The sequence below is a fragment of the Solimonas variicoloris DSM 15731 genome (assembly GCF_000382285.1).
Classification (GTDB): Bacteria; Pseudomonadota; Gammaproteobacteria; order Nevskiales; family Nevskiaceae; genus Solimonas; species Solimonas variicoloris.
This window is the reverse complement of sequence record NZ_KB907925.1, coordinates 511,061-536,961: the sequence shown is the minus strand read 5'-3', so window position 1 is coordinate 536,961 and position 25,901 is coordinate 511,061. Positions and strand designations below refer to the sequence as shown.

Here is a 25,901-nt window from a genome sequence, read left to right as displayed (position 1 = left end):
CGGCTTCCAGCTCCTTGGTCCGCTTCAGATCGGAGGCTTCCATGCCGCCGTATTTCGACTTCCAGCTGTAGTACGTCGGCTCGCTGATTCCGGCTTTGCGGCAGATATCCTTCACCAGCATGCCGGCGTCAGCCTGCTTCAAGATCGCGATGATCTGCGTCTCGGTAAAACGCGACTTCTTCATGATGCCTCCTGGCAGTTACGATGCCAGAAAGCTCTGGTTATGAGTTGTTGCTCAGGCAGGGAAGCTTACGGGGGGACGTCGGATCGCCAGGTGTCGGCGTCGACGCAGTCTCAGGCGCTGAATGCCTTGGTGTTTCTCTACCGTGATGTCCTCGATCGGCCTCTGCAGAACATCGAGGGCTTGCAGCGGATTCAGCAGCGCAAGCGAGTCCCCGTGGTGCTGACGGTTGAGGAGGTCGGCCGCGTGTTGCAGTTAATGACGGGGACTCCGCAGCTGGCGGCATCGCTGATCTACGGGGCGGGGCTGCGGATTTCCGAATGCCTGGCTTTGCGCGTGAAGGATTTCGACTTCGGCAGCCGGTCGGTGACGGTGCGCAATGGCAAGGGCGGCAAGGATCGGACGACGGTTCTTCCGGCGTCGCTCGCGTCTGCGCTGCAGGCCCATCTGCTGCGTGTGGCCACGCTGCATCGGAATGATGTGCTGGCGGGCCGAGGCTGGGCGCCGATGCCCGAGGGCTTGGGTCGCAAGTATCCGTCGGCAGGACGGAGCTTGGCCTGGCAGTACGCGTTTCCGTCTCGGCTGGCGCGGCAATGTCCTGCGACTGCTCGCTAGCTGCGCTGGCACACGGCGGAGTCGAGCCTGCAGAAGCCGTTCAAGGCGGCGCTCGATCGGGCGGGGATTCTCAAGCACGCCAGCATTCATACGCTGCGCCATTCCTTTGCCACGCATCTGCTGTGGCAAGGCACCGACATTCGGACCATTCAGCTGCTGCTGGGGCACAGCAGTCTGCAGACGACCATGATCTATACCCATGTCCTGCAGGCCACCCGCGATACCACCAGTCCGCTGGACCGCTTGCAGCCTTCACTCAAGTGATGACTAGAGTCCGAAACGGCGACCTCTTAAATCAATCGCCCGGAACTTTCATCACGCGATTTCGTCTCGGACTTTATGGGCTTGTCCCAGACATGATTTGCAAGAAACACGAGGCCCGGTTCTACAGTCGACCGTCCGGAATCCGCAGCTGAAAGCGGACAGCCGCGCAGCTTGCTTCCCGTCACGAGGCATTCTATCCGGTGCGCCCTCAGCCGACGGTTTCGTGACGAAGCAACCCTGTCTGGCGAACCGAGCACACGCCCAATGACTTGGCGAATCACTGGCAGCATAGAGTCGAAACCGAACGAGGCGGAACGCCGGTTCACGACTTTAATTGCTGGAAACAGCGGCTGAGCGCGCCCCCGTGTCACTCCACGGTGACGCTCTTGGCGAGGTTGCGGGGCTGATCGACGTCGGTGCCGCGCAGCACGGCGACGTGGTAGGCGAGCAGCTGCAGCGGCACGGTGTAGACCAGCGGCGCCTGCAGCGCCTCGATGTGATCCGGCATGGTGATGACGTCGACGCCGTCGGCCGGTTCGATGCCGGTGTCCGGATCGGCGAACACGAACAGACGCCCGCCGCGCGCGCGCACTTCCTGCAGGTTCGATTTCAGCTTTTCGAGCAGCGCGTTGTTCGGCGCCACGGCGACGACCGGCATGTCGTCGTCGACCAGCGCCAGCGGGCCGTGCTTGAGCTCGCCGGCGGCGTAGGCCTCGGCGTGGATGTAGGAGATTTCCTTGAGCTTGAGCGCGCCTTCGAGCGCCACCGGATAGCTCGGGCCGCGGCCGAGGAACAGGGCATGATGCTTGTCGGCGAAGCGCTTGGCCCATTCGCGGATCTGCGGGTCGAGCTTGAGCGTGTGCTCGACCAGCTCCGGCACCTGCGCCATCTGCCGCGCGTAGACGGCGATGGTGCGGCGGTCGAAGCCTTTGCGCTGCGCGATCGCCAGGCCGAGCATGCCGAGCGCGGCGAGCTGCGTGGTGAAGGCCTTGGTCGAGGCGACGCCGACTTCGGGACCGGCACGCGTCATCAGCACCAGATCGGCCTCGCGCACCAGGGAGGACTCCGGCACGTTGCAGATCGCACAGGTGGCGATGTAGCCGAGCTTCTTGGCCTCGCGCAGCGCGGCGAGCGTGTCGGCGGTCTCGCCGGACTGCGAGATCGCGAGGAACAGCGTGCCGGGCAGCACGACCGGATCGCGATAGCGATATTCGCTGGCGACCTCGACGGTGCACGGAATGCGCGTGCCCTGCTCCAGGTAGTAACGCGCGACCAGACCGGCGTGATAGCTGGTGCCGCAGGCGACGATGTGCACGCTCTGCACCTGCGGCAGGATCTGCGCGGCACGCGGGCCGAGCGCGGCTTCGAGCACGTGGTCGCCGAGCAGGCGTTCGGACAGCGTGTCGGCAAGCGCGCGCGGCTGCTCGTGGATTTCCTTGAGCATGTAGTGCGCGAACTCACCGCGCTCGACGGCATCGGCCGACAGCGAGGACTCGTGCACGCGACGCTGCACGACGGCGCCGCTGCCGTCGTAGATGACGACGCGGTCGCGGCGGATGTCGGCGACGTCGCCTTCTTCGAGAAACTGGAAGCGGCGCGTGACCGGCAGCAGGGCCTGCACGTCCGAGGCGACGAAGTTCTCGCCCGGCTCGCCGAGGCCGATCACCAGCGGGCTGGCGATGCGCGCGACGCAGATGCGGTCCGGATGCAGGGCGTCGAACACGACGATCGCGTACGCGCCCTTCAGGCGGCGCACCGCCTGCTGCACGGCTTCGGTCAGATCGAGGCCGCCGCGCACGAATTCGTGGATCAGATGGGCGATGACCTCGGTATCGGTCTCCGACGAGAACACGTAGCCCTTCGCGCGCAGCTCCGCCTTGAGCTCGACGTAGTTCTCGATGATGCCGTTGTGAATCAGGGCGATGCGGTCGCCGGAGACGTGCGGATGCGCGTTGGCTTCGGTCACGCCACCGTGCGTCGCCCAGCGCGAATGGGCGATGCCGAGCGGCCCGGCAGCCGGCTGCAGGCGCAGCTTGTCTTCGAGACGGGCGACCTTGCCGACGGCGCGGCGCAGATGCAGGCCGCCGTGGGCGTCGACGAGGGCGACACCGGTGGAGTCGTAGCCGCGGTATTCGAGGCGACGCAGGCCCTCGATCAGGATGGCACTGACATCACGCGCCGCGATGGCGCCGACAATTCCGCACATGCGCAGGATTCCGGAAGGTGAAAGGCCGGTCGGCCGGCCGAAGCGCGCATTCTACCGGCTGCGCGCCCGGCGCCGGCGGGGCGGCCGGCGGCGGATCATCCGAACGGTGTATGGGGGACGCGAGGACGACGGCATACGATGTCCGCGGGGAGACAGGGGCCACAGGCCCGGGAGCATCGACATGAGCGCGACGCCATCGCATGCCGGGCATGCGCCGACCGCGGCAGGGCCGCGCGCCGCCGACACGGCGTTTCGCGCGCTCGGCGTGCTCCTGCAGATCGCCGCGACACTGGCGATCGCGCGAACCCTGTCGCTGTTCGATACCGGTCTGTTCTTCGAGGGTTTCGTCGTCACCCTGGCCGGCGCCGCCTTCATGCGCGCCAAGTTCGACGTCTACCTCGGCCGCCACATCGTCGCCGGGCTGGCGCGCAGCACCGGCGTCGGCGATGCCGAAGTCCTGCGCGAGCTGAGCGCGCGCTTCATGCGGCGTTGCTGCCTGATCTGCGCGGTGCTGCTCGTCATCGCCGCCGACCTCGACGTGATGGCGCAGTACCTGCGCCCTTACCTGCAGACCTTCGTGCCGTTCGTGCTGGCGCTGCCGTTCGCCGGTTACGCGACGATGGTCGGCGCCGCACTGCGCGCCGCCAACCGCTATCTGATGAGCCTGATGTGCACGGCCTACGTGATGAACGGCGCGATCCTGCTGGCGGTGGCAGTCGCGCCACCGCATCCTCCGCTCGAACTGTTCTCGTGGATCTTCCTCGCCGGCAGTCTGCTGGCGGCCGCCGTCGCGCACGGCTTCGCGCGGCGCGTGTTCGGCGTCGCACCGGCAGCCGCCACGCGCGACGAGACGCGGCGCGCCGCATGGGCGCAGATCGACCAGCAGATCGAGGCGGAAGCCGGCATCGGTTTCGCCAACGTCGCCTTGCTGTGGGCGCCGCTGGGCCTGCTCGTCGCGCTCGCGCCGCCGGACGAGATGGCGCTGTTCGCTGTCAGCACGCGCAGCGCCCAGCTGATCCTGTATCTGATGCCGGTACTGGCGCTGCTGGTCGCGCCGCGGCTCGGCCGCCTCGGCGCCCATCTGGGCGGCGCCTACGGGCGCGGCGCACTGTGGCTGGCGCTGAGCGGCGTCGCGCTCGCCAGCGCCGCGATGGCCGCGCTGCTGATCATCGCCGCGCCGTGGAGCCTCGCACAGTACGGCGCGCCGTACGCCGCCGCGCTCGGCGTGTATCTGGCGCTGATCGTCGCCGAAGCGCTGTCGGTCACGGCGCGTCCGCTGTATCGCTATCACGCCGCACACTGGGACGCCGGCGGCGCGCGGCACGTCCTCTATGCGGCTGCTGCGGTGTCGGCGCTCGTCGGTCTCGCGCTGACGCCGTGGCAGGGCGCGTTCGGTGCGGCGCTGGGCCTTGCCGCCGGACACGCCACCGCGGTCGCGCTCGGGCTGTGGTCGGCACTGCGCCATCCGCCGCTGCTGGCGCGGCCGGTGCATCCCGGCTGAGTCGGCTGCGGCCGGACTCGGCCACGGCGACGCTATGGGCCTCTAGCAGGCCCTAGCCGGCGCCCTTGCGCGGCCGTTTCCAGGACGCCAACGTCTTCTGTTCGCGCGCTCGGGCGATGGTCAGGCCGCCACCGGGCACGTCGCGCGTGATCGTCGAGCCGGCACCGATCGTCGCGCCGTCGCCAACCGCGACCGGCGCGACCAGCTGCGTGTCGGAACCGACGAAGACGTCGTCGCCGATCGTCGTGCGGTGCTTGTTGGCGCCGTCGTAATTGCAGGTGATGACGCCGGCACCGATGTTGGTACGACTGCCGATCGTGGCGTCGCCGACGTAGGCCAGATGATTGGCCTTGGTGCCGGCGCCGAGCTGCGCGTTCTTGATCTCGACGAAGTTGCCGACATGGCTGCCGTCGGCGAGCTGCGTCGTCGGCCGCACGCGCGCGAACGGGCCGATCACGCAGTCCGCGCCAGCCGTGCATCCTTCGAGTACCGAATGCGCGTGCACGCGCGTGCCGGCGCCGAGCGTCACGTCGCGCAGCACGCAGTACGGACCGATATGCACGCCCTCGCCGAGCACGACCGTGCCTTCCAGCACGCAGCCGACGTCGACGAACACATCACGGCCGTGCGTCAGCTGGCCGCGCAGATCGAAGCGCGCCGGATCGGCGAGCGCCAGTCCGTCGGCCAGCAGGGCGCTCGCCTGCCGCGCCTGGTACAGGCGCTCGAGACGGGCCAGCTGCGCGCGGTCGTTGGCCCCCTCGACTTCGTCCGGCACGGCGCTGGCGGCAACGACCTTCAAACCGGCCTTGACCGCCATGCCGACGATGTCGGTCAGGTAGTACTCGCCCTTGGCATTGCGGTTCTTGACGCGCGCCAGCCAGCCGCGCAGGCGCTTGGCGGGCACGCTCATCAGGCCGGTGTTGACCTCGCGAATCGCGCGCTGGCGCGCCGTGGCGTCCTTGTCCTCGACGATCGCCGTGATCGCACGCCCACGGTTGCGCAGGATGCGGCCGTAGCCGGCGGGATCGGTGAGCTCGACGGTCAGCAGCGCCAGCGTGCGGCGCCCGGCCTCGATCAATGCCGCCAGGGTCGCGGCGCGCACCAGCGGCACGTCGCCGTAAAGGATCAGGACTTGCGCGGCGTCCGGAATCTGCGGCATCGCCTGCTGCACCGCATGCGCGGTGCCGAGCTGCTCGGCCTGCTCTGCCCAGTGCAGCGGCACACCGGCGACGTGGTCGCGGGCCCACGCGCGCACCATCTCGCCGCCATGGCCGACGACGACATGGATCCCGGCCGGCGCCAGCTGCTGCGCGGCGTCGATGACGTGACCGAGCATCGCGCGGCCGGCGATCTCGTGCAGGACTTTCGGCCGCGCGCTCTTCATGCGCGTGCCCTGACCGGCGGCGAGGATGATGACGTGTAGCGGTGCAGGCATGGGCGGCGGCGCGGACGGAACGCGCGTGGTGAATGATCGGCGGACTTTAACCGTTTCGCCTCGGGCACGGTGATCGGGCGAATCGCCCGGCGGGCGGGCCGGCACGCCGCATACGAAAAAGGGCGCCTTGCGGCGCCCCGTTTTTCTTCGATGCAGCGATGCCGCCTTAGTGATGGCTCGGCGCGTTGAGCTTGCGCACGAATTCGAGGCGCGCCGCGGCTTCGACAAGGGCGGCCTGGGCCTTGGCGATGTCGACCTGCGTCTTGGCGCCAGCCAGCTTCTCCTCGGCTTCCTGCTTGGCCTTCAGGGCGGCGGCCTCGTCGGCGTCCTTGCCGTGCAGCGCCGCGTCGGCGAGCACGGTGACGAGGTAGGGCTGCACCTCGAGGATGCCGCCGCTGACGAAGAACGGCAGTTCCTGGCCATCCGGCGTCTTGACGCGCAGCGTGCCCGGCTTGAGCCGGGTCAACAGCGGCGCGTGGCGCGGCGCGATGCCGACTTCGCCCATTTCCGCCGGGGCGAACACCATCTCGGCGGCTCCCGAGTGGATGTGGCCTTCGGCGGAAACGATATCGACGTGAAGTTGTGGCATTTGCGTTCTCCCGGCCTTTCAGCCGATCAGAGCTTGCTCGCCTTCTCGACGGCTTCGTCGATCGTGCCGACCATGTAGAACGCCTGCTCCGGCAGGTGATCGTACTGGCCGTCGACGATGCCACGGAAGCCGCGGATCGTTTCCTTCAGCGACACGTACTTGCCCGGCGAGCCGGTGAAGATTTCAGCGACGTGGAACGGCTGCGACAGGAAGCGCTGGATCTTGCGCGCGCGCGACACGACCAGCTTGTCTTCCTCGCTCAGCTCGTCCATGCCGAGGATGGCGATGATGTCCTTGAGTTCCTTGTAGCGCTGCAGCACGCCCTGCACGTCGCGGGCGGTGTTGTAGTGCTCGCTGCCGATGACGTTCGGATCGAGCTGGCGCGAGGTCGAGTCGAGCGGATCGACGGCCGGGTAGATGCCCAGCGAGGCGATGTCACGCGACAGCACGACGGTCGAGTCGAGATGCGCGAAGGTCGTCGCCGGCGACGGGTCGGTGAGGTCGTCGGCGGGAACGTAGACGGCCTGGATCGAGGTGATCGAGCCGGTCTTGGTCGAGGTGATGCGTTCCTGCAGCACGCCCATTTCTTCGGCGAGCGTCGGCTGGTAACCCACCGCCGACGGCATACGGCCGAGCAGTGCCGAAACTTCGGTACCGGCCAGCGTGTAGCGGTAGATGTTGTCGACGAAGAACAGCACGTCGCGGCCTTCGTCGCGGAAGTACTCGGCCATCGTCAGACCGGTCAGCGCCACGCGCAGACGGTTGCCCGGCGGCTCGTTCATCTGGCCGTAGACCATCGCCACTTTCGACTCGGCGAGGTTTTTCTCGTTGACGACGCCCGACTCCATCATCTCGTGATAGAAGTCGTTGCCTTCACGCGTACGCTCACCGACGCCGGCGAACACCGACAGACCCGAGTGCGCCTTGGCGATGTTGTTGATGAGCTCCATCATGTTGACGGTCTTGCCGACGCCGGCGCCGCCGAACAGGCCGACCTTGCCGCCCTTGGCGAACGGGCACAGCAGATCGATGACCTTGATGCCCGTTTCGAGCAGCTCGGTCGAGCCGGCCTGATCCTCGTAGCTCGGCGCGGCGCGGTGGATCGACCAGTGCTGCTCGGTGTTGACCGGGCCCACTTCGTCGATCGGCTCGCCGAGCACGTTCATGATGCGGCCGAGCGTGGCCGGACCGACCGGCACCGAAATCGGCTTGCCGGTGTTGCGCACTTCGAGGCCGCGCTTCAGACCTTCCGACGAGCCGAGCGCGATCGTGCGCACGACGCCGTCGCCGAGCTGCTGCTGGACTTCCAGCGTCAGATCGGTGCCGTCGATCTTGAGGGCATCGTAAATGGCCGGGATCGCGTCGCGCGGAAACTCCACGTCGATGACCGCGCCGATGACCTGAACGATCTTGCCAGTGCTCATGCCAGTGCTCATATGTTTGACCTTCTTCCGATCCGCTTCTCGCGCGCGCCGCTAGGCCGCTGCGCCACAATTTTCCAAAACTTCAGACAGCCGCCGCGCCGCCGACGATTTCCGCCAGTTCCTTGGTGATATTCGCCTGGCGAGCCTTGTTGTACTGCAGCTGCAGCTGGTTGATGATCTTGCCGGCATTGTCCGACGCCGCCTTCATCGCCACCATGCGCGCAGACTGTTCGGAAGCCGCGTTCTCGATCACCGCCTGGTAGATCTGCGATTCCGTGTAACGCGCCAGCACCGTGTCGAGCAGTTCGACCGCGTCCGGCTCGTACAGGTAATCCCAGTGCTCGAGCAGGCCTTCGCTGTCGGACGGCTGCACCGGCAGCAGCTGCACGACGTCGGCGCGCTGCGTCATGGTGTTGACGAACTGGTTGGCGACCACGAACACGCGATCGACCTGACCGTCACGGTAGGCGTCCGACAGCACCTTGACGATGCCCATCAGCTGTTCGAGCTGCGGACGGTCGCCGAGCTGCGTGGCGCTCGCCAGCACCTTGCCGCCGACGCGGCGGAAAAACGAGATCGCCTTGTTGCCGACCAGCACCAGCTCGGCCTCGACACCCTTGGCCTGCCACTCGCGGATCGCGCGGATCGTGGCGCGGAACACGTTCATGTTCAGACCGCCGCAGAGGCCGCGGTCGGTCGACACAATCAGGAACGCGACGCGCTTGACCTCGCGCTCGACCATGAACGGATGCTTGTACTCGAGGTTCGCTTGCGCCAGATGGCCGAGCGTACGCCGCAGGCGTTCGGCATACGGACGGGCGGCCGCCATGCGATCCTGCGCTTTGCGCATTTTCGACATGGCGACTTTTTCCATCGCACGCGTGATCTTCTGCGTGTTCTTAACGCTCTTGATCTTGGTGCGGATTTCCTTGGCGCCGGCCACGACTTCGCTCCAGTCTTAGATCGCGGACTGCTTGACGTAGGTTTCCATCGCCGACTTCAGACCCGCTTCGAGCGTGTCGTTCCAGTCGCCGGTGTCGAGCTTGTCGAGCAGATCCTTGTGGTTGCCGGCGATGAACTGGTGCAGGCCGTCTTCCCAGGCCAGAACCTTGTTCACCGGCACCTTGTCGATGTAGCCCTTCTCGACCGCGTACAGCGTCGCACCCATCCGCCCGACCGACAGCGGCTGGTACTGCTTCTGCTTCATCAGCTCGGTGACGCGCTGGCCGCGTTCGAGCTGCGCACGCGTCGCCGCGTCGAGGTCCGAAGCGAACTGCGCGAAGGCCGCCAGCTCGCGATACTGGGCGAGCGCCAGACGCACGCCGCCGCCGAGCTTCTTGATGATCTTGGTCTGCGCCGCACCACCGACGCGCGACACCGAGATACCGGCGTTCATGGCCGGACGGATGCCGGCGTTGAACAGGTCGGTCTCAAGGAAGATCTGGCCGTCGGTGATCGAGATGACGTTGGTCGGCACGAACGCCGAAACGTCGCCGGCCTGGGTCTCGATGATCGGCAGCGCCGTCAGCGAACCGGTCTTGCCCTTGACGGCACCGTTCGTCATCTTCTCGACGTAGTCCTCGTTGACGCGCGCGGCGCGCTCGAGCAGACGCGAGTGTAAATAGAACACGTCGCCCGGGAACGCTTCGCGGCCCGGCGGACGACGCAGCAGCAGCGAGACCTGGCGATAGGCGACGGCCTGCTTCGACAGGTCGTCGTAGATGATCAGCGCATCCTCGCCCTTGTCGCGGAAGTATTCGCCCATCGAGCAGCCGGCGTACGGCGCGATGAACTGCAGCGCGGCCGCTTCCGATGCCGAGGCGGCGACGACGATCGTGTTCGCCATCGCGCCGTTTTCTTCGAGCTTGCGCACGACGTTGGCGATCGAGCTGGCCTTCTGGCCGATCGCGACGTAGACGCACTTAATGCCGGAGTTTTTCTGGTTGATGATCGTGTCGATCGCCAGCGCGGTCTTGCCGGTCTGACGGTCGCCGATGATCAGCTCGCGCTGGCCGCGGCCGACCGGCACCATCGCGTCGACCGCCTTGTAGCCGGTCTGCACCGGCTGGGTGACCGACTTGCGGGCGATGACGCCCGGGGCGATCTTCTCGATCGGGCTCATGCCGGCGGCGGCGATCGGTCCCTTGCCGTCGATCGGGCGGCCCAGCGCGTCCACCACGCGACCGAGCAGCGCCTCACCGACCGGCACTTCGAGAATGCGGCCGGTGGTCTTGACGGTATCGCCTTCCTTCAGGTGCTTGTAGTCACCGAGGATCACCGCGCCGACGGAATCGCGCTCGAGATTGAGCGCCATGCCGAAGGTATTGCCCGGGAACTCGAGCATTTCACCCTGCAGCGCGTCGGACAGGCCGTGCACGCGGACGATGCCGTCCTGCAGGGAGACGATCTGACCCACGTTGCGAGCCTCGGAGGCCGCATCGAAGTTCTTGATGCGCGCCTTGATGAGGTCGCTGATTTCGGAAGGATTGAGTTGCATAGGAACCGATTCCTGAAAATTTTCCGCGTTAGAGCGCCAGTCTCACTGCGTCACGACGGTCTTGAGCCGGGCGAGCTCGCCGGCATACGAACCATCGAGGACCATGTCGCCAGTCCGGATCACCGCACCGCCGATCAGCGCCGGATCGACCTGCCAGCTGACGGCGACGTCGCGCGCCAGCCGCTGCCGGACTGCTGCCACCAGCTTTTCCTGCTGCGCCGCGTCGATCGTCGCCGCCGAGGTGATTTCGACCTCGACGCGCTTCTCGGCCTCGTCGCGCAGGCGCTCGTACTCGGCCGCGATCGCCGGCAACGCCGGCAGCCGGTGGTTCTCGACCAGCAGACGGACCAGCGTGACCGCCGGCGCCGGCAGCTTGGCCCCGAGCGACTGCGCCAGCGCCGCCGACAGATCGGCGCGCGTCAGCGACGGATTCGCCGTCAGGGACGCGACCTCGGGCGTGCCGAACAGCGCCGCGAGCGCCTGCAGGGACTCGCCCCAGGCCTTGTAGTCACCGCTGTCGCGCGCAAGCTCGAAAACCGCTTTCGCGTACGGATGCGCCACCGTGCTGAAGTCCGCCATCGTCGTGCCTTAGATCTTCGCCGCCAGCTCGTTCAACACGTCGGCATGCGCCTTTGCGTCGATTTCGCGCTTGAGGATCTTGGCCGCGCCAGCGACCGCCAGCTCGCCGACCTGCTTGCGCAGTTCGTCACGGGCATGGGCGACTTCGCGCTGCACGTCCTCGTGCGCCTTGGCGACGATGCGCTCGGCCTCGACCTGCGCCGTGCCCTTGGCCTGCTCGACGATCTGCGCAGCCTGCTTGTTGGCGTTGACGAGGATCTCCTGCGCCTGCACGCGAGCCGCCTTCAGCGCCTCCTCGCTCTTCAGCGAGGCATCTTGCAACGCGCGCGAGCCCTTCTCCGCCGCGGCCAGGCCGTCGGCGATGCGGGAGCGACGCTCCTCGAGCGCCTTGGTGATCGGCGGCCACACGAACTTCATCGTGAACCACACGAACAGGCCGAACACGATCATCTGGCCGAAGATCGACGGAATGCTTGCCTGCATGGGCTAAGCTCCGGTTGAGTGAGACGGAAAAACGACGCTTACTGCTGAACCGCGGCGAGCAGCGGGTTCGCGAACATCAGCAGCAGGCCCATGGCGACGCCGATGATCGCGACGGCGTCGAGCAGGCCGGCGATGATGAACATCTTGGTCTGCAGCATGTTCGCCATTTCCGGCTGGCGGGCGGCGCCTTCGAGGAACTTGCCGCCGAGCAGGCCGAAGCCGATGGCCGTACCGAGCGCAGCGAGGCCGAAGATGATGCCGATGGTCAGCGCCGTGTTGGCCTGGATCTGAGCGATGAGCTCCATGGTTTACTCCTAACTCCGTGATGGTGCGTGGTGGAAAACGGTAAAGCAGTGCCGCGATTCAGCCGAAAACCAGAACTTCTAGTGATGCTCGTTGGCCATGCTCAGGTACACGATGGTCAGCGTCATGAAGATGAACGCCTGCAGCGTGATCACGAGGATATGGAAGATGGCCCAGCCGAGCCCCGGGACCACCTGCGCCCACCAGGGCAGCAGCGCGATCAGGATGAAGATCAGCTCGCCGGCGTAGAGGTTGCCGAACAGTCGCAGCGCCAGCGACAGCGGGCGGGCCAGCGTCTCGACGATGTTCAGGATGACGTTGAACGGCATCAGCCGCGGCCCGAACGGATGCGTCAGGAACTCCTTGGCGTAGCCGCCGAAGCCCTTGCTCTTGAAGCTGTAGAAGAAGATCAGGAAGAACACCGACAGCGACAGCGCGAAGGTCGCGCTCATATCGGCCGACGGCACGACGCGAATGTAGGCGTGGGCCGGATCGGCGCCAGCCGCGGCGTGGCCGGCGGCCCAGAGATGCGGCACCAGATCGACCGGCAGCAGGTCCATCGCGTTCCACAGGAACACCCAGACGAAGATCGTCAGCGCCAGCGGCGCGACGAAAGCGCGCGAGCCGTGAAACGAATCCTTGACAGAGTTGTCAACGAATTCGATGAGCACCTCGACGAAGTTCTGCAGCTTGCCCGGCACACCGGCCGTCGCGCGGACGGCGGCGATGCGGAACAGCGTCAGAAAGACCAGACCGAGCAGGGTCGAGATGATGAGGGTATCGAGGTGCCAATCCGTCAGGCTGATGAAAGCGGAATCATGCCCACTCGACCAGTGCCGCAGGTGGTGAGTAACGTATTCGGCAGGAGAGTGACCCGCTTCAGCCATCGCTCGAATCCCAAAGAAGCGCGAACCAGTAAACCGGCAAGGTCAAAGCAAACGTGACCAGGACCGGGGCAAACACATCTGCAAACAGCCGGACCGCTACCGCGAACAACACCACGGCGAGGATCAGTTTCCTCACCTCGGCCCGATAAAAATTCATCACCGCGTATTGGGCATCCGTGCAGGAAGCCGAAAACGTCTTCAGCCCGGCGTAGAAGGTCAGCACGGCGCCGATCCCCCCTCCGGCCAGAGCCGCCAACCCTTCCCGGCCTCCTTCAACCACACTCCAGAGGACCGCACACAAGACTGCGATTATCAACTGATAGCACGCAATGCGCGTCGCAATCTTCATATGTCACTGCGAACCAGCTTGGTGCAGTGCACCAATCAATCGCAGAGAGTATAGCGGCTTATTATTTCGCTCGGCAAGACGAGGATCATTGCAAAAACCTTGCGATGTCACGGTTTCGGCACCGCATCGACGCGCCGCGCTAGCGGCGCATGACGCGCGCGGTGGAAGCCGCGAGCCAGTGCCGCGGCAGCAGACGCGGCAGCATCGCCACCATCCGGTTCGCCAGTCCGGGCACCAAGGTCGTGCATCCGCGATCGAGCGCGCGCAGGCTGCGCGCGACCACGTCGGCCGGCCGCGCCATCAGCGCCGGCGGCACGGCCTGGCGCAGGTGCGAACCACCAGCCGCCTCGAAGAACGGCGTGTCGACCGGCCCCGGGCAGACCGCCAGACAGCGCAGACCGCGCTCGCGCGTCTCGGCCCACAGCGCTTCGGTATACGACAGCACGAAGGCCTTGGTCGCGCCGTAGACCGCCATGTACGGCATCGGCTGGAAGCCGGCCAGCGAAGCGACGTTGATGATCGCGCCGGCGCGGCGCGCCAGCATCGCCGGCAGAAAGGCCTGCGTCAGCTCGACCAGCGTCGCGCAATTGAGGGTGATCATCTGCTGCAGGCGCGCCGGGTCGAGCGCCGCGGAGTGGCCGGCGACGCCAAAGCCGGCATTGTTGACCAGCATCGCGACCGGCCAGCCGAGCGCCTCGACCCGCGCCGCCAGCGCAAGACCGGCACCGGGCTCGGCGAGATCCGCACGGATCACCTCGACGCGCGCGCCGGGCACGGCGCGCAGTTCCGTCGCCAGCGCCTCGAGCCGGTCCTGCGAACGGGCGACCAGGATCAGGTCGTAGCCGCGCGCCGCCAGCTGGCGGGCGTACTCGGCGCCCAGTCCCGACGAAGCGCCGGTGACCAGCGCCGCTCCCACGACTGCCTCGTGCATCGCTCCCCCTCGGCCTCCCCAGGCCGTCCTGTCCGCTCGCCGGCGGCGCCGGCGAACCTCGCCGCCGGCTTTTAGCCGAGCCGCGCCAGCAGGCGCTGCAGCTCGTCGGCGTTCTTGAAGCTGACGGTCAGCCGGCCGCGGCCCGCGTCGTTCTGCTGCAGGCGCACCGGCAGGCCGATCTTCTGCGCCAGCTCCTGCTCGACCGCCGGCACGCGCGCCTTGGCGGGGCGCGGCTTGGCGGCATCATCGGCATGGACCAGCGCCTCGACCTGCCGCACCGACATCTGCTTCTCGACCGCCAGCTTGGCCAGCGAGGACTGCCGCGGCCCGTCGACGCCGAGCAGTACCTTGGCGTGGCCGAAGCTCAGGTGGCCGTTGCGCACCAGTTGCTGGACGTCGTCGTTCAGCTCGATCAGCCGCAGCAGATTGGTGATGTGCGTGCGCGAGCGGCCGACCGCGGTCGCCGCCGCCTCGTGCGTGAGGCCGCAATCGCGGATCAGCTTGTGCAGCGCCTCGGCCTCTTCGAGCGGATTCAGGTCGGCGCGCTGAATGTTCTCGACCAGCGCCACCGCCATCGCGCCCTGCTCGTCGAGCGTCTTGATGACCGCCGGCACGGTCTTGAGGCCGGCCTGCCTGGCGGCGCGCCAGCGGCGTTCGCCGGCGACGATCTCGTAGCGGTCGGCGCCGACGGCGCGCACCACGATCGGCTGGACGATGCCCTGCGCCCGCACCGACTCGGTCAGCGCCTCCAGCGCGGCGGCGTCGAACTGACGGCGCGGCTGATGCCGGCCCGGCTGCAGCGCATCGACCGGCAGTTCGCGCAGCTGGTCGCCGGCTTCCTCGTCGATCGTATTGGCGACGCTGCTGAGCAGCACGTCGAGCCCGCGCCCGAGTCCCCGCTTCTTCGTACTCACCGCTTCCTCTCCCGCAGGACAAAACGCCGGCCGCGGTCGGCCGCGCGTATCGTGGATTCCGTCTTCATGCGCCTACGCCGGCAGCCGCAGCTGGCCGCCGTCGTGGCGGCGCAGCACCTCGCCGGCCAGCGCCAGATAAGCCTTGGCGCCGGAGGAATTGGCGTCATAGAGCATCACCGGCAGGCCGTGGCTCGGCGCCTCGGCGAGGCGCACGTTGCGCGGCACCAGGGTGCGATAGACCTTGTCGCCGAAATGCTGGGTCAGCTGGCCGGAAACGTCGTTGGCGAGGTTGTTGCGCGGATCGAACATGGTGCGCAGCAGGCCCTCGATCTCCAGCTTGGGATTGATGACGCGCTTGATCTTCTGCACGGTGTCCATCAGCGCCGACAGGCCTTCGAGCGCGTAGTACTCGCACTGCATCGGGATCAGCACGCCGTCGGCGGCGACCAGGGCGTTGACGGTCAGCTTCGACAGCGCCGGCGGACAATCGAGAATGACGTAGTCGTAGTCGTCGGCGACTTCGGCGAGCGCGGCACGCAGCGCGAAATCGCCGAGCGCGACGTCGCGCAGCTTGATCTCGGCCTCGGTCATGTCGGCATTGGCCGGCAGCAGCGACAGATTGAGGTCCGGCAGATACTGGATCGCGTCGCGGATCTTGACCTGCTCGAGCAGCACGTCGCGCGTGCTATAGCGCAGCTGGCTCTTGTCGACGCCGACGCCCATCGTCGCATTGCCCTGCGCGTCGAGATCGACGAGCAGCACGCGCCGCTTGGTCGCCCCCAGCGAGGCAGCGAGATTGATCGAGGTCGTCGTCTTGCCGACGCCGCCCTTCTGGTTGGCAACCGCGATGATGTGGCTCATGACTTCAGGCTTGCGATGACGGCGTGGCGCTCTTCGGACAGCCCCGGAATCCGCAGGCGCCGCGTTTCCAGGATGGCGGCCGCGGACGGCACCGCCGCCAGCTCGGCGGGATCTAGTTTGCCCTTCATGGCGATCCAGACACCACTGCCGGACCCGCCGGGCGCCAGCAGCGGTGCCGTGGCGGTCACGAAGTCGGCGAGCGACGCGAAGGCGCGGCTGACGATGCCGGCGTAAGGGCGGTCCGGCCGCCAGTCCTCGACGCGCGCCTCGGCGACCTCGACGTTGGCGAGGCCCAGCGTGCGCACCGCATGGCGCATGAAGCGCGCTTTCTTGCCGTTGCTGTCGAGCACCGTGACCTGCAGCTGCGGCTCGGCGATCGCCAGCGGAATCCCCGGCAGGCCGGCGCCGCTGCCGACGTCGAGCAGGCGCACGTCCGGAAAGCCCGGCACGAACTCGCGCAGCACCGGCAGGACCGCCAGCGAATCGAGCACGTGCTTGGTCACCATCTCGCTCGGCGTGCGGATCGCCGTCAGGTTGTAGGCCGTGTTCCAGCGCGCCATCTCGTCGAGGTAGCGCAGCAGCGCGGCACGCGCCGCGGCCGGCAGCTCCAGGCGCAGCGCGGCCAGGCCGTTGTCGAGATGCGCGGCGAGCGGATGCGCGCTCACGGCCGCCCACCCTTCGGGCCGGGGCACCGGAACAGCGGCAGCAGGAGCAAACGAACGGGCATCGCGGGAATCAGGCGCGGCGGGCGGCGGACGGGGAAGGCCGCGCAGTATACCCGCGCCCCGCCGCGCCCCCGCCTCAGCGCCGCGACAGCGAACCGAGCAGTCCGCGCAGCAGCTGCCGGCCGACTTCGCGGCCGATCGACGAGGCGGCGCTGCGCGTGGCGCTCTTGATCGCCGCCTCGACCACCGTGTCGCCGCGACGCGCGGCGGTGCCGGACTTCGTCGCCCGCCCGCCGGCCGTTGGCGCCGGTGCGCTGCCGCGGTCCCACCAGCCGGCATCGCCGCCCGCCGCCGGCGCGGCCGGCTGGGCCGGCGCCGCGCGCGCGCTGAGCTTTTCGTACGCCGATTCACGATCGACGGCCTGCTCGTAGCGGCCGGCGACCGGGCTGCGCGCGCGCACCTGCTGGCGCTCGTCCGCGGTCAGCGGGCCGATGCGCGAACGCGGCGGCGCGATCAGGGTTTTCTCGACCACGGTCGGCACGCCCTTCTCATCGAGCGTCGAGACCAGCGCCTCGCCGACGCCGAGCGACTGGATCACCTCGGCCACCTTGAGCTTGGGATTCGGGCGGAACGTCTCGGCGGCCGCCTTGACCGCCTTCTGGTCGCGCGGCGTGAACGCCCGCAGCGCGTGCTGCACGCGATTGCCGAGCTGACCGAGCACGGTATCCGGCAGATCGAGCGGATTCTGCGTGACGAAGTAGACGCCGACGCCCTTGGAGCGAATCAGACGCACGACCTGCTCGACCTTCTCGACCAGCGCTTTTGGCGCGTCCTTGAACAGCAGGTGCGCCTCGTCGAAGAAGAACACCAGCTTCGGCTTGTCGGCGTCGCCGGCTTCCGGCAGGCGCTCGAACAGCTCCGCCAGCAGCCACAGCAGGAAGGTCGAGTACAGCCGCGGCTTCTGATACAGCACGTCGGCGGCGAGCACGTTGACGATGCCGCGGCCGGTCATGTCGCAGCGCATGAAGTCGGCAAGATCGAGGGCCGGCTCGCCGAAGAAATGCTCGGCGCCGTCGCTCTCCAGCTGCAGCAGCGCGCGCTGGATCGCCCCGACCGAGCCCGGGCTGACCAGGCCGTAGTCGGTGCCGAACGACTTGGCGTTGCTGCCGACGTACTGCAGCACCGCACGCAGGTCCTTGAGATCGAGCAGCAACAGGCCCTGGTCGTCGGCATAGCGGAAGACCAGCGACAGCACCGCCTCCTGCACGTCGGATAGATCAAGCAGGCGTGCCAGCAGCACCGGCCCCATGTCGGACACCGTCGCGCGCACCGGATGCCCGCTCGTGCCGAACACGTCCCAGAACACCGTCGGGCTGGCCGCCGGCGCCCAGTTCTCGACGCCGATCGTCGCCGCCCGCTCGAGGAGCTTGGGCTTGGCCTCGCCGGCGGCGGCGATGCCGGACAAATCGCCCTTGATGTCGGCGGCGAACACCGGCACGCCAAGCTGCGAAAACCCCTCGGCGAGAACCTGCAGCGTCACCGTCTTGCCGGTACCGGTCGCGCCGGCGACCAGGCCGTGCCGGTTCGCGTACTGCGCGAGCAGCCGCTGCGGCGTGTCGTCGCCTTTGCCGATCAGGATTGCGGCGCTCATCGAGGTCCCCGGTGTATGCATAAGAATGGCGCGTATCTTCGCCAAAGGCGGCGGGCACAACAATGACGCCGCGGCCGATCCTGGACGGCGACGCACGCGCGACCATCACCAGCCGCCAGCCCCAGTGCAAGCAGCGCCAGCACGGAAGCGCAGCGTAGACGACACGGGCGTCCGCGCCTGAGCGCAGTCCACCGCGGCCGCGTCTTCGGGAGCCGCGCAGCGTCGGCGACGGCCCGCCGCGCCGCCGCCTTCCGCTGAACGACGTATCGAGCCGAAACTGCTAGGCGACGCGCGCCAGCAGACCCGCCGCCTCGATCGCGGCAGCGGCCTCGGCGGCGAAGTCGCCGGCGAGGTATTCCTTGCTGAAGTCGTCGGTCAGGATGACGTCGTAGCGGGCGGCGTCGTAAGCGCGTGCCTGCGCGACCTCCTCGGCGCTGAGCAGGCCGCGGCGGAGCGCGTCGTCGAGCCGCGCGGCGACCGTGTCGCCGACGATCGCACCCTTGTTGGCGAGCCGGAAATACTTCACGTAGGCCGCCTCGCTGCTCAGACCGACGCGCCAGGCGTGCTCCATGCGGCCGATCGGATCACGCTCGCCGCCGTTCTTGAAGACCAGCCACGACAGGCGCTCGCGCACATCGCTGGGCTCGAGGAGCAGATCCGCGACGCGCGCGTTGAGGCGATCGCTGACCGGGCGGAAGCGATTGCCGAGCGGAAACACCACGACGCGCAGCAGACCGCGCGCCCAGGCGACCGGGAAGTTGCGAATGAAGCCGTCGAAGGCGAGCCCGATCTCCGACAGACAATGGTCCAGCGCCCAGCGCGCGTGCACGCGCTCGGCCTCGCTCTGGCTGCCTTCGAGATAGAACTTCAGCACGCAGGACGCGATGTAGAGCTGCGACAGCACGTCGCCGAGACGCGCCGACAGGCGCTCCTTGAACTTGAGCTTGCCGCCGAGCGTACCCATCGTCAGATCGGAGGTGAAGGCCAGCGCCGCCGACATCCGCTCCAGCTGCTGGAAGTACGGCGCGAACTCGCCGGTCACCGGCGCGCGCGCCAGCCGCGCCCCGCTCAGCGCCAGCGTGAACGCGCGCACGGCGCGATTGATCGCAAAGCCGAGGTGCCCGAACAGCAGCTTGTCGAACTTGACGAGGTCGTTCTCGCGCGCCGCTTCCATCTCGGGGAACACGTACGGATGGCAGCGGATCGCGCCCTGGCCGTAGATCATCAGATTGCGCGTCAGGATGTTCGCGCCTTCGACCGTAATCGCCACCGGCGTCGCCTTGTAGCCGGTCGCCATGAAGTTGCGCGGCCCCTGCTGGATGCCCTTGCCGCCGAGCACGTCCATGCCGTCGTTGATGATCTTCCGCATCAGCTCGGTCATGTGGTACTTGGCGATCGCCGTGGTCACGCCGGGCGCGCAGTGATCGACGGCCGACGCGGTCAGCACGCGCGTCGCTTCGAGCGTGTAGGCATAGCCGGCGATGCGGCCGGTCGCTTCCTGCACGCCCTCGAACTTGCCGACCGAAACCTTGAACTGGCGGCGGAAGCGCGCATAGACGCCGGTCATTCGGTAGCCGATCTGGCCGGCCGCCGTCGCCAGCGCCGGCAGCGAGATGCCGCGGCCCGCTGACAGACACTCGGTCAGCATGCGCCAGCCCTTGCCGGCCATCGCCGGGCCGCCGATGATCGCGTCGATCGGCACGAACACGTCGCGGCCGTGGATCGTGCCGTTCATGAAGGCCGCGCCCGGATAATGGCGACGGCCGATGTGCACGCCCGGCGTCGTCGCCGGCAACAGCGCGCAGGTGATGCCGAGGTCGCCGTCCCTGGCGAGCTTGCTCCTGTCGCCGAGCAGACCCTCCGGATCGCGCAGCTTGAAAGCCAGACCGATCACCGTCGCGACCGGCGCCAGCGTGATGTAGCGCTTCGAGAACGTCAGGCGGATGCCGAGCGTCTTCTTGCCGTCGATCTCGGCATGGCAGACGTAGCCGACGTCCGGCATCGCCGTCGCATCGGAGCCGACTTCGGGACCGGTCAGTCCGAAGCACGGAATCTCGCTGCCGTCGACGAGCCCCGGCAACCATTTTTTCTTCTGCTCGTCGGTGCCGTAGTGCATCAGCAGCTCGCCCGGACCGAGCGAGTTCGGCACCATCACCGTCACCGCCAGCGTGATCGACTTGGTGGCCAGCTTGGTGACGACCGCCGACTGCGCGTTCGCCGAAAAGCCGAGCCCGCCGTACTCCTTCTTGATCAGCATCGAGAAGAATTTCTTCTCGCGGATGTAGTCCCAGGCCGCCTGCGGCAGATCCCTGGCTTCGTATTCGATCTGCCAGTCGTCGCACAGCTTGCACAACGCCTCGCACTCGTGGTCGAGGAAGGCCTGCTCCTCGGCCGTCAGCCGCGTGTACTGGAAGCTCAGCAGCTTTTCCCAGTCCGGGCGGCCGCGGAACATTTCCGCTTCCCACCAGATGTCGCCGGACTCCAGCACCTCGCGCTCCGTCGAGGACATCTCCGGCTGCACCTTCTTGAAGATCGCGAAGATCCAGCCGCTCAGCACGGCACGGCGCAGCGGCAGCACGTTGAGCAGCAGCGCCAGCACCCCGAACGCGGCGCTGCACACGAGCAAGGCCGTCGCCCCGAGCGCGGACGCGAAGCCGAGCGCCGCGAGCAGCAGCGCCACGGCCACGGTCCAGACGAACAGCGGCGCGCCGATGAAAGCCAGGCACCAGGCCGCGACCAGGAACAGCACCACGATGAGCGTCGTCATCTTCAGCCTCCTGCGACAAAGCCCCGCGGCGCGGAGCGGCGTCTAGGCGGGCGGGTCGCCGTCGTCGTCGGGCGGCGCCTCGCGCGGGATCAGCACCTTGATCATCAGCTTCACGTACTCGCTGAACTCAGCGCCGGTCGGCATCAGCTCCGGCGTGTCGCGGCCGATCTGCAGATTGCCCATGAACGTGGCATAGGCGAATCGTGCCCAATGCGCCGCTGAAGCTTCGCTGAAGCCCAGGGCACGATAGCACTCGAACAGATACTGCATGCGCCGCTCGGACACCCGGCGCACGAAGCTCTGCACCATCGGCTTGTCCTCGGCGGCGGCGATCGCCAGGTACAGGCGCCCGGCGCGATAGCTGGCGTTGGCCGCCTTGAACAGCTTGACGATGCGCTGGTACGGATCAGGCTCGGGGCCGATGCGCGCGACGATGTCGTCGGTCTCGGCGCGCTCCCAGCGTTCGAGTGCGGCGCGCAGCAGCGCGTCGCGATTCTCGAAGTGCCAGTAGAACGACCCCTTGGTCACGCCGAGGCGGCGCGCGAGCGGTTCGACCGCGACCGCGTCGAAGCCGCTTTGCGCGATCATCTCGAGCGCCGCCTCGGCCCAGGCGTCGGCGGTGAGGCTCTGCTTCGGTTCGACGGGAGCGGCGGGCGACATGGACGGACGGGCGAGATTAGAGGCCGACCAGTCTATCCATACGCTTGCGTATGGGGCAAGCGGTGGCGCGCTCGCTTCAGCGCGTGAAGCCCGGCGGACGCGTGAACTTCCAGCGCCCGTCGGGCGCCTTGCACAGGTAATAACGTCCCTGTTCCTCGCGGCCGCCGGCCTTCAGCATCAGGCGCGCCTCACGGCAGTCGAGGTCGATGAGCGCGTCGTGATAGGAGCGGATCGGTTCGAGCGCGCCGCCGGCACCGGTCTGCGCGTTCGCCCACTCCCGCGTCTCGCCGTCGGCGGCCGCGTCGAGCGCGGCGCGGAATGCCGCGGCCGCTTCGCGCCGGTCGTCCGCGCTCATCGCGGCCAGCGCCGAACTGCGCAGGAAGTTGAGGTTCTGCGCCGCCGCCGGCAGCGCGGCCGCCAGTGCCAGGAGCGCCACAGCGCGCGCCAGCTTGCGTGTTCCGATCATGCCCTGTTCCGGTTGCGGGCCCGTCCCGCGTCGGCGGCGATCATAGCGCAGCGCTCCGGCTCGCCTTCACTAGCGAGTGAAGCGGAGCAGGAACGCAAGCTTGTCCGCCTCTTCCTCGATCAGCTTGCCGATCGGCTTGCCGGCACCGTGGCCGGCATTGACGTCGATGCGGATCAGCGCCGGACGCGCACCGGGCACGCCATCCGGCGCGACTGCCGCCTGCAGCGCCGCCGCGTACTTGAACGAATGCCCGGGCACGACGCGATCGTCGTGGTCGGCGGTGGTCACCAGCACCGCCGGGTAGCGCACACCGGACCTGATGTTGTGATACGGCGAATAGGCATAGAGCGTGCGAAAGCCCGCCTCGGTCTCGGCCGTGCCGTAGTCGCCGGCCCAGGCCCAGCCGATCGTGAACTTGTGATAGCGCAGCATGTCCATCACGCCGACCGCCGGGAACGCGGCGGCGAACAGCTCCGGATGCTGGTTCACGGTCGCGCCGACCAGCAGGCCACCGTTCGAGCGCCCGCCGATCGCCAGATGCGCCGGCGCGGTCCACTGCTGCTCGATGAGGTACTGCGCGGCCGCGGCGAAGTCATCGAAGACGTTCTGCTTGCGGTCGAGCGTGCCGGCCTCGTGCCAGGCCTTGCCGTACTCGCCGCCGCCGCGCAGATTGGCGAGCGCGTAGACGCCGCCGCGCTCCATGAACACGAGGTTGGGCACCGAGAACTCCGGCGTCTTGGAGATCTCGAAGCCGCCGTAGCCGAACAGCAGCGTCGGGTTCCTGCCGTTGCGTTTGAGGCCCTTCTTGTAGCTGATGAACAGCGGAATGCGCGTGCCGTCCCTGGACTTGTAGAACACCTGCTCGGTGACGTAGTCGGCCGGATCAAAGTTCAGCCGGATCGGCTGGAAGACCCGACCGCTGTTCTTGCTCAGGTCGTAGACGTAATTGGTCGCCGGCTGATTGAACGACGTGTAGGCGTAGAACAGCAGCGGATCGCCGGCCTGCCCCGACAGCTGGATGCCACCGAGCGGCAGGTCCGGCACGCTGCCGAGACCCGGCAGCGCGATCTCGCCCTGCGCCTTGCCGTCGACGCCGTAGCGCAGCAGGCGCGAGGTCGCGTCATGCATGTACAGCGCGACGAGCCCGTCGCCCGCCATCAGCGCCGACTGCAGCGTGTCGACGCTCTCCGGCACCACGGTCTTCCACTCCGCGGCCGCCGGCTTGCCGAGTTCGATGGCGACGATGCGGCCGCGCGCCGCGTCGCGGCTGGTGCGCACGTACAGCGTGCTGCCGCGATTGCCGAGCACCGTGTACTCGGCCTCGAAGTCGTCGACCAGCTTCACGAACGGCGCCGCCAGCGACGGCGCCTCGGCCGTGCCGAGATCCTTGACCCACAGCGCGTTTTCGTTGCCGGAACCGCGGCTGACGTAGACGATGAGATAGCGGCCGTCGTCGCTGACCTCGGCGCCCCAGCCCCACTGCGGTTCGGCCGGATTCTCGGCGACCAGCAGATCCTCGGCCTGCGCCGTGCCGAGACGGTGGTAATAGAGCTTCTGGTGGGCCAGTTCGTCGAACGTGCCGGGCGTGCTGCCGGCCGGCGGCAGCGGATAGCGCGAATAGAAGAATCCCTTGCCGTCGCGCGTCCAGGCGATGCCGGAAAACTTGATGCGGGTCAGCCGGTCGTCGGTGTCGACGCCGTCGGCGACACGGCGCACGCGGAACTCGTTCCAGTCCGAGCCGGCGGCCGCCGTGGCGTAGGCAAGGTAGGCCGCGTCCGGGGAAGGCTCGTACTGCGTCAGCGCCACGGTGCCGTCGGCCGACAGCGTGTTGGGATCGAGCAGCACGCGCGGCTTGCCGTCACCGCCGTCGACATACAGCACCGACTGGTTCTGCAGCCCGTCGTTGCGGCCGTAGAACAGCTTGCCGGCCTTGCGCTGCGGCAGATCGTAGCGCTCGTAGTTCCACAGCGCGCCGAGCCGCTGGCGCAAGGCTTCGCGCTCCGGCAGCGCAGCGAGATACGGCAGGCTCAGGGCGTTCTCGGCCGCAACCCAGGCGCGCGTCTGCGGCGAGTCGACATCCTCGAGCCAGCGGTACGGATCGGCGACCCTGGTACCGAAATAGTCGTCGACCACCTCGCCGCGCGGCGCGGCCGGATACTTCAGCGTCTGCGCCTCGGCGCCGGTATTGATCATCACGCTCCAGCCCAGCGCCGCCAGCGCCCACAGCCGTTTGTTCACGCCCGTCTCCGCCCGCCCGTCGCGGTCATCGTGTCGCGCCAGATGGTACGCAAGGCGCCGCCGCGACCGATACGGGAAACACCCGCAGTGCCCGCGAAAATTTGCGATCCGACGGAAATTTGCGCGCATGGCCCAGGTCCGCTTGCCTATCGTCAAGATTCAGCCTAGGTTCATGGCCTCGAACCAAGATGCACCCGGCCACGCAAGGGAGCACACGCGCCACTGGCGGTTGATCACGCGTAGTGGGTCCGCGGTCGCTTTCTTCGTCCCACCGACCTGAGGAAAGCAAGAATGAAAATGACGCACAAGGTTCTCGCCGCCGCACTGATCGCCGGCGCAGCGCAAGCCGCCCACGCCGACAACACCCCGTACATGGGCATCCAGGGCACCTACCTGTTCCCCGATGCCGTCTACAACGACGACGACGGACTCGGCGCCACGCTGCTGTTCGGTTTCCCGACCGGCGAATACTTCGCCCCGGAAATCAATCTGTTCGGCCTGCGCGCCGGTCATGACTACGATGGCGGCACCGATCGCAAGTGGGGCGGCGGCCTCGACTTCGCGGTCTATCCGTTCGCGCGCTCGTCGTGGTTCTCGCCGTTCCTGCTGCTCGGCGGCGGCGCCCAGTACGAGGACCGCAGCGCCAACGAGCACACCTACGGCTACGCCAACGCCGGCGGCGGCTTCCTGATCAGCCTCAACGAAAGCAAGACGGCGGCGATCCGCGTCGACGCCAAGCGCTACTGGGTGTTCGACGGCGATACCGACCCGTCGCGCGATCACCTGATGGACACGCGCATCAGCGCCGGCGTGCAGTTCGCGCTCGGCAAGAAGGACGAAGCGCCGGCCGCCCCGGCGCCGGCCGCGCCGACGCCGCCGTCCGATACCGACGGCGACGGCGTGCCGGATACCCTCGACCTGTGCCCGGGCACCCCGGCCGGCACCAAGGTCGACGCGCGCGGTTGCCCGCTGCCGCCGCCTCCGCCGCCGAAGGACACGGACGGCGACGGCGTCTATGACAACGTCGACGCCTGCCCGAACACGCCGTACGGCATGAAGGTCGACGCGCGCGGCTGCGCGATCCGCGAAGCCAAGGTCGTGCTGCACGACATCAACTTCGAGTTCGACTCGGCGCGCCTGACCGCGGCATCGAAGACGCAGCTCGACAAGATCGCGCAGGGCCTCAAGGGCCAGCCGACGATGGGCCTGGTCATCGAGGGCCACACCGACGCGACCGGCTCGGACGCCTACAACCTGAAGCTGTCGAAGCAGCGCGCCGCCGCCGCCAAGACCTATCTCGTCGAGCAGGGCATCGACGCCTCGCGCCTGACCTCCGAGGGCTACGGCGAATCCAAGCCGATCGCCAGCAACAAGACCAAGGAAGGTCGCGCCGAGAACCGCCGCGTCGAGTTCAAGGTGACCAAGGAGTAAGCAG

25 protein-coding genes are annotated in these 25,901 nt (G+C 67.8%); 4 read left to right on the top strand and 21 right to left on the bottom strand.

Features of this window, described 5'->3' with window-relative positions:
• Positions 1-184, bottom strand: a 184-nt coding sequence (locus H149_RS0102565) for a transposase (RefSeq protein ID WP_020648167.1), incomplete at its 3' end; no start/stop codon positions are given.
• 90 nt (positions 185-274) lie between these two features.
• On the opposite strand from H149_RS0102565, the gene H149_RS23730 reads away from it, so the two are divergent.
• Positions 275-796, top strand: coding sequence for a tyrosine-type recombinase/integrase (locus H149_RS23730; RefSeq protein WP_020648166.1), 522 nt, complete (start codon positions 275-277; stop codon positions 794-796).
• Positions 797-1,060: a tyrosine-type recombinase/integrase gene (locus H149_RS23725; RefSeq protein ID WP_211213526.1), complete on the top strand. Its 264-nt coding sequence runs from the start codon at positions 797-799 to the stop codon at positions 1,058-1,060. It begins immediately after the preceding gene.
• A gap of 367 nt (positions 1,061-1,427) precedes the next feature.
• On the opposite strand, the gene glmS is transcribed toward H149_RS23725, so the two are convergent.
• A complete protein-coding gene (glmS, locus tag H149_RS0102555) occupies positions 1,428-3,266 on the bottom strand; it encodes a glutamine--fructose-6-phosphate transaminase (isomerizing) (RefSeq protein ID WP_020648165.1) in 1,839 nt (612 codons plus the stop codon).
• A gap of 181 nt (positions 3,267-3,447) precedes the next feature.
• Here glmS and H149_RS0102550 point away from each other — a divergent pair, with 181 nt between their 5' ends.
• Positions 3,448-4,767 (top strand): hypothetical protein, encoded by a 1,320-nt coding sequence (locus H149_RS0102550; RefSeq protein ID WP_020648164.1) that lies wholly within the window; start codon positions 3,448-3,450, stop codon positions 4,765-4,767.
• A gap of 52 nt (positions 4,768-4,819) precedes the next feature.
• On the opposite strand, the gene glmU is transcribed toward H149_RS0102550, so the two are convergent.
• The 19 genes from glmU to H149_RS0102450 all read right to left on the bottom strand — a co-directional run bounded on the left by glmU (position 4,820) and on the right by H149_RS0102450 (position 24,466).
• The gene (glmU, locus tag H149_RS0102545) at positions 4,820-6,202 is read right to left on the bottom strand and encodes a bifunctional UDP-N-acetylglucosamine diphosphorylase/glucosamine-1-phosphate N-acetyltransferase GlmU (RefSeq protein WP_020648163.1); all 1,383 of its coding nucleotides are present in this window, start codon (positions 6,200-6,202) and stop codon (positions 4,820-4,822) included.
• Between the two features lie 166 nt (positions 6,203-6,368).
• Complete coding sequence (locus tag H149_RS0102540; RefSeq protein WP_026352773.1) at positions 6,369-6,791, bottom strand: F0F1 ATP synthase subunit epsilon; 423 nt, start codon at positions 6,789-6,791, stop codon at positions 6,369-6,371.
• Positions 6,792-6,817: 26 nt separating this feature from the next.
• On the bottom strand, positions 6,818-8,215 hold the full coding sequence (gene atpD / locus H149_RS0102535; protein ID WP_020648161.1) for a F0F1 ATP synthase subunit beta: 1,398 nt from the start codon (positions 8,213-8,215) through the stop codon (positions 6,818-6,820).
• Positions 8,216-8,297: 82 nt separating this feature from the next.
• Positions 8,298-9,158, bottom strand: a complete 861-nt coding sequence (atpG, locus tag H149_RS0102530; protein ID WP_020648160.1) for a F0F1 ATP synthase subunit gamma — start codon at positions 9,156-9,158, stop codon at positions 8,298-8,300.
• 15 nt (positions 9,159-9,173) lie between these two features.
• A complete protein-coding gene (gene atpA / locus H149_RS0102525) occupies positions 9,174-10,712 on the bottom strand; it encodes a F0F1 ATP synthase subunit alpha (RefSeq protein ID WP_020648159.1) in 1,539 nt (512 codons plus the stop codon).
• 42 nt (positions 10,713-10,754) lie between these two features.
• On the bottom strand, positions 10,755-11,291 hold the full coding sequence (locus H149_RS0102520) for a F0F1 ATP synthase subunit delta (RefSeq protein WP_020648158.1): 537 nt from the start codon (positions 11,289-11,291) through the stop codon (positions 10,755-10,757).
• Positions 11,292-11,300: 9 nt separating this feature from the next.
• Positions 11,301-11,774 (bottom strand): F0F1 ATP synthase subunit B, encoded by a 474-nt coding sequence (locus tag H149_RS0102515; RefSeq protein ID WP_020648157.1) that lies wholly within the window; start codon positions 11,772-11,774, stop codon positions 11,301-11,303.
• A gap of 38 nt (positions 11,775-11,812) precedes the next feature.
• Complete coding sequence (gene atpE, locus H149_RS0102510; protein ID WP_020648156.1) at positions 11,813-12,079, bottom strand: F0F1 ATP synthase subunit C; 267 nt, start codon at positions 12,077-12,079, stop codon at positions 11,813-11,815.
• 78 nt (positions 12,080-12,157) lie between these two features.
• The gene (gene atpB / locus H149_RS0102505; RefSeq protein ID WP_020648155.1) at positions 12,158-12,964 is read right to left on the bottom strand and encodes a F0F1 ATP synthase subunit A; all 807 of its coding nucleotides are present in this window, start codon (positions 12,962-12,964) and stop codon (positions 12,158-12,160) included.
• Positions 12,957-13,313 carry an ATP synthase subunit I gene (locus tag H149_RS21920; RefSeq protein WP_020648154.1) on the bottom strand — a complete coding sequence of 119 codons (357 nt, stop codon included), beginning with the start codon at positions 13,311-13,313 and terminating at the stop codon, positions 12,957-12,959. Before H149_RS21920 ends, atpB begins: the two co-directional genes overlap by 8 nt.
• A gap of 139 nt (positions 13,314-13,452) precedes the next feature.
• Positions 13,453-14,244, bottom strand: coding sequence for an SDR family NAD(P)-dependent oxidoreductase (locus H149_RS0102495; RefSeq protein ID WP_020648153.1), 792 nt, complete (start codon positions 14,242-14,244; stop codon positions 13,453-13,455).
• Positions 14,245-14,315: 71 nt separating this feature from the next.
• Positions 14,316-15,158 carry a ParB/RepB/Spo0J family partition protein gene (locus H149_RS0102490; protein ID WP_026352772.1) on the bottom strand — a complete coding sequence of 281 codons (843 nt, stop codon included), beginning with the start codon at positions 15,156-15,158 and terminating at the stop codon, positions 14,316-14,318.
• A gap of 72 nt (positions 15,159-15,230) precedes the next feature.
• Positions 15,231-16,019, bottom strand: a complete 789-nt coding sequence (locus H149_RS0102485; RefSeq protein ID WP_020648151.1) for a ParA family protein — start codon at positions 16,017-16,019, stop codon at positions 15,231-15,233.
• Positions 16,016-16,684 carry a 16S rRNA (guanine(527)-N(7))-methyltransferase RsmG gene (gene rsmG / locus H149_RS0102480; RefSeq protein WP_020648150.1) on the bottom strand — a complete coding sequence of 223 codons (669 nt, stop codon included), beginning with the start codon at positions 16,682-16,684 and terminating at the stop codon, positions 16,016-16,018. Before rsmG ends, H149_RS0102485 begins: the two co-directional genes overlap by 4 nt.
• Positions 16,685-16,820: 136 nt before the next feature.
• Positions 16,821-18,335 carry a helicase HerA-like domain-containing protein gene (locus tag H149_RS0102475; RefSeq protein WP_020648149.1) on the bottom strand — a complete coding sequence of 505 codons (1,515 nt, stop codon included), beginning with the start codon at positions 18,333-18,335 and terminating at the stop codon, positions 16,821-16,823.
• 280 nt (positions 18,336-18,615) lie between these two features.
• Entirely contained in the window at positions 18,616-21,102 is a 2,487-nt protein-coding gene (locus tag H149_RS0102465; protein WP_020648147.1) for an acyl-CoA dehydrogenase, read from the bottom strand.
• 42 nt (positions 21,103-21,144) lie between these two features.
• Entirely contained in the window at positions 21,145-21,762 is a 618-nt protein-coding gene (locus H149_RS19445) for a TetR/AcrR family transcriptional regulator (protein WP_020648146.1), read from the bottom strand.
• A gap of 76 nt (positions 21,763-21,838) precedes the next feature.
• Entirely contained in the window at positions 21,839-22,228 is a 390-nt protein-coding gene (locus H149_RS19440; RefSeq protein ID WP_039747642.1) for an RT0821/Lpp0805 family surface protein, read from the bottom strand.
• Positions 22,229-22,297: 69 nt separating this feature from the next.
• A complete protein-coding gene (locus H149_RS0102450) occupies positions 22,298-24,466 on the bottom strand; it encodes a prolyl oligopeptidase family serine peptidase (protein ID WP_020648144.1) in 2,169 nt (722 codons plus the stop codon).
• Between the two features lie 291 nt (positions 24,467-24,757).
• On the opposite strand from H149_RS0102450, the gene H149_RS21915 reads away from it, so the two are divergent.
• Positions 24,758-25,897: an OmpA family protein gene (locus H149_RS21915; protein ID WP_083930764.1), complete on the top strand. Its 1,140-nt coding sequence runs from the start codon at positions 24,758-24,760 to the stop codon at positions 25,895-25,897.
• The last annotated feature ends 4 nt before the right edge of the window (positions 25,898-25,901 follow it).

What these genes read in the sequence shown, in the direction of transcription:
- glmS (WP_020648165.1), bottom strand. Translation starts at nt 3,266, where the DNA reads ATGTGCGGAATTGTCGGCGCCATCGCGGCGCGTGATGTCAGTGCCATC.
- H149_RS0102550 (WP_020648164.1), top strand. Translation starts at nt 3,448, where the DNA reads ATGAGCGCGACGCCATCGCATGCCGGGCATGCGCCGACCGCGGCAGGG.
- glmU (WP_020648163.1), bottom strand. Translation starts at nt 6,202, where the DNA reads ATGCCTGCACCGCTACACGTCATCATCCTCGCCGCCGGTCAGGGCACG.
- H149_RS0102540 (WP_026352773.1), bottom strand. Translation starts at nt 6,791, where the DNA reads ATGCCACAACTTCACGTCGATATCGTTTCCGCCGAAGGCCACATCCAC.
- atpD (WP_020648161.1), bottom strand. Translation starts at nt 8,215, where the DNA reads ATGAGCACTGGCAAGATCGTTCAGGTCATCGGCGCGGTCATCGACGTG.
- atpA (WP_020648159.1), bottom strand. Translation starts at nt 10,712, where the DNA reads ATGCAACTCAATCCTTCCGAAATCAGCGACCTCATCAAGGCGCGCATC.
- H149_RS0102520 (WP_020648158.1), bottom strand. Translation starts at nt 11,291, where the DNA reads ATGGCGGACTTCAGCACGGTGGCGCATCCGTACGCGAAAGCGGTTTTC.
- H149_RS0102515 (WP_020648157.1), bottom strand. Translation starts at nt 11,774, where the DNA reads ATGCAGGCAAGCATTCCGTCGATCTTCGGCCAGATGATCGTGTTCGGC.
- atpE (WP_020648156.1), bottom strand. Translation starts at nt 12,079, where the DNA reads ATGGAGCTCATCGCTCAGATCCAGGCCAACACGGCGCTGACCATCGGC.
- atpB (WP_020648155.1), bottom strand. Translation starts at nt 12,964, where the DNA reads ATGGCTGAAGCGGGTCACTCTCCTGCCGAATACGTTACTCACCACCTG.
- H149_RS21920 (WP_020648154.1), bottom strand. Translation starts at nt 13,313, where the DNA reads ATGAAGATTGCGACGCGCATTGCGTGCTATCAGTTGATAATCGCAGTC.
- H149_RS0102495 (WP_020648153.1), bottom strand. Translation starts at nt 14,244, where the DNA reads ATGCACGAGGCAGTCGTGGGAGCGGCGCTGGTCACCGGCGCTTCGTCG.
- H149_RS0102485 (WP_020648151.1), bottom strand. Translation starts at nt 16,019, where the DNA reads ATGAGCCACATCATCGCGGTTGCCAACCAGAAGGGCGGCGTCGGCAAG.
- H149_RS0102475 (WP_020648149.1), bottom strand. Translation starts at nt 18,335, where the DNA reads ATGAGCGCCGCAATCCTGATCGGCAAAGGCGACGACACGCCGCAGCGG.
- H149_RS0102465 (WP_020648147.1), bottom strand. Translation starts at nt 21,102, where the DNA reads ATGACGACGCTCATCGTGGTGCTGTTCCTGGTCGCGGCCTGGTGCCTG.
- H149_RS19445 (WP_020648146.1), bottom strand. Translation starts at nt 21,762, where the DNA reads ATGTCGCCCGCCGCTCCCGTCGAACCGAAGCAGAGCCTCACCGCCGAC.
- H149_RS19440 (WP_039747642.1), bottom strand. Translation starts at nt 22,228, where the DNA reads ATGATCGGAACACGCAAGCTGGCGCGCGCTGTGGCGCTCCTGGCACTG.
- H149_RS21915 (WP_083930764.1), top strand. Translation starts at nt 24,758, where the DNA reads ATGAAAATGACGCACAAGGTTCTCGCCGCCGCACTGATCGCCGGCGCA.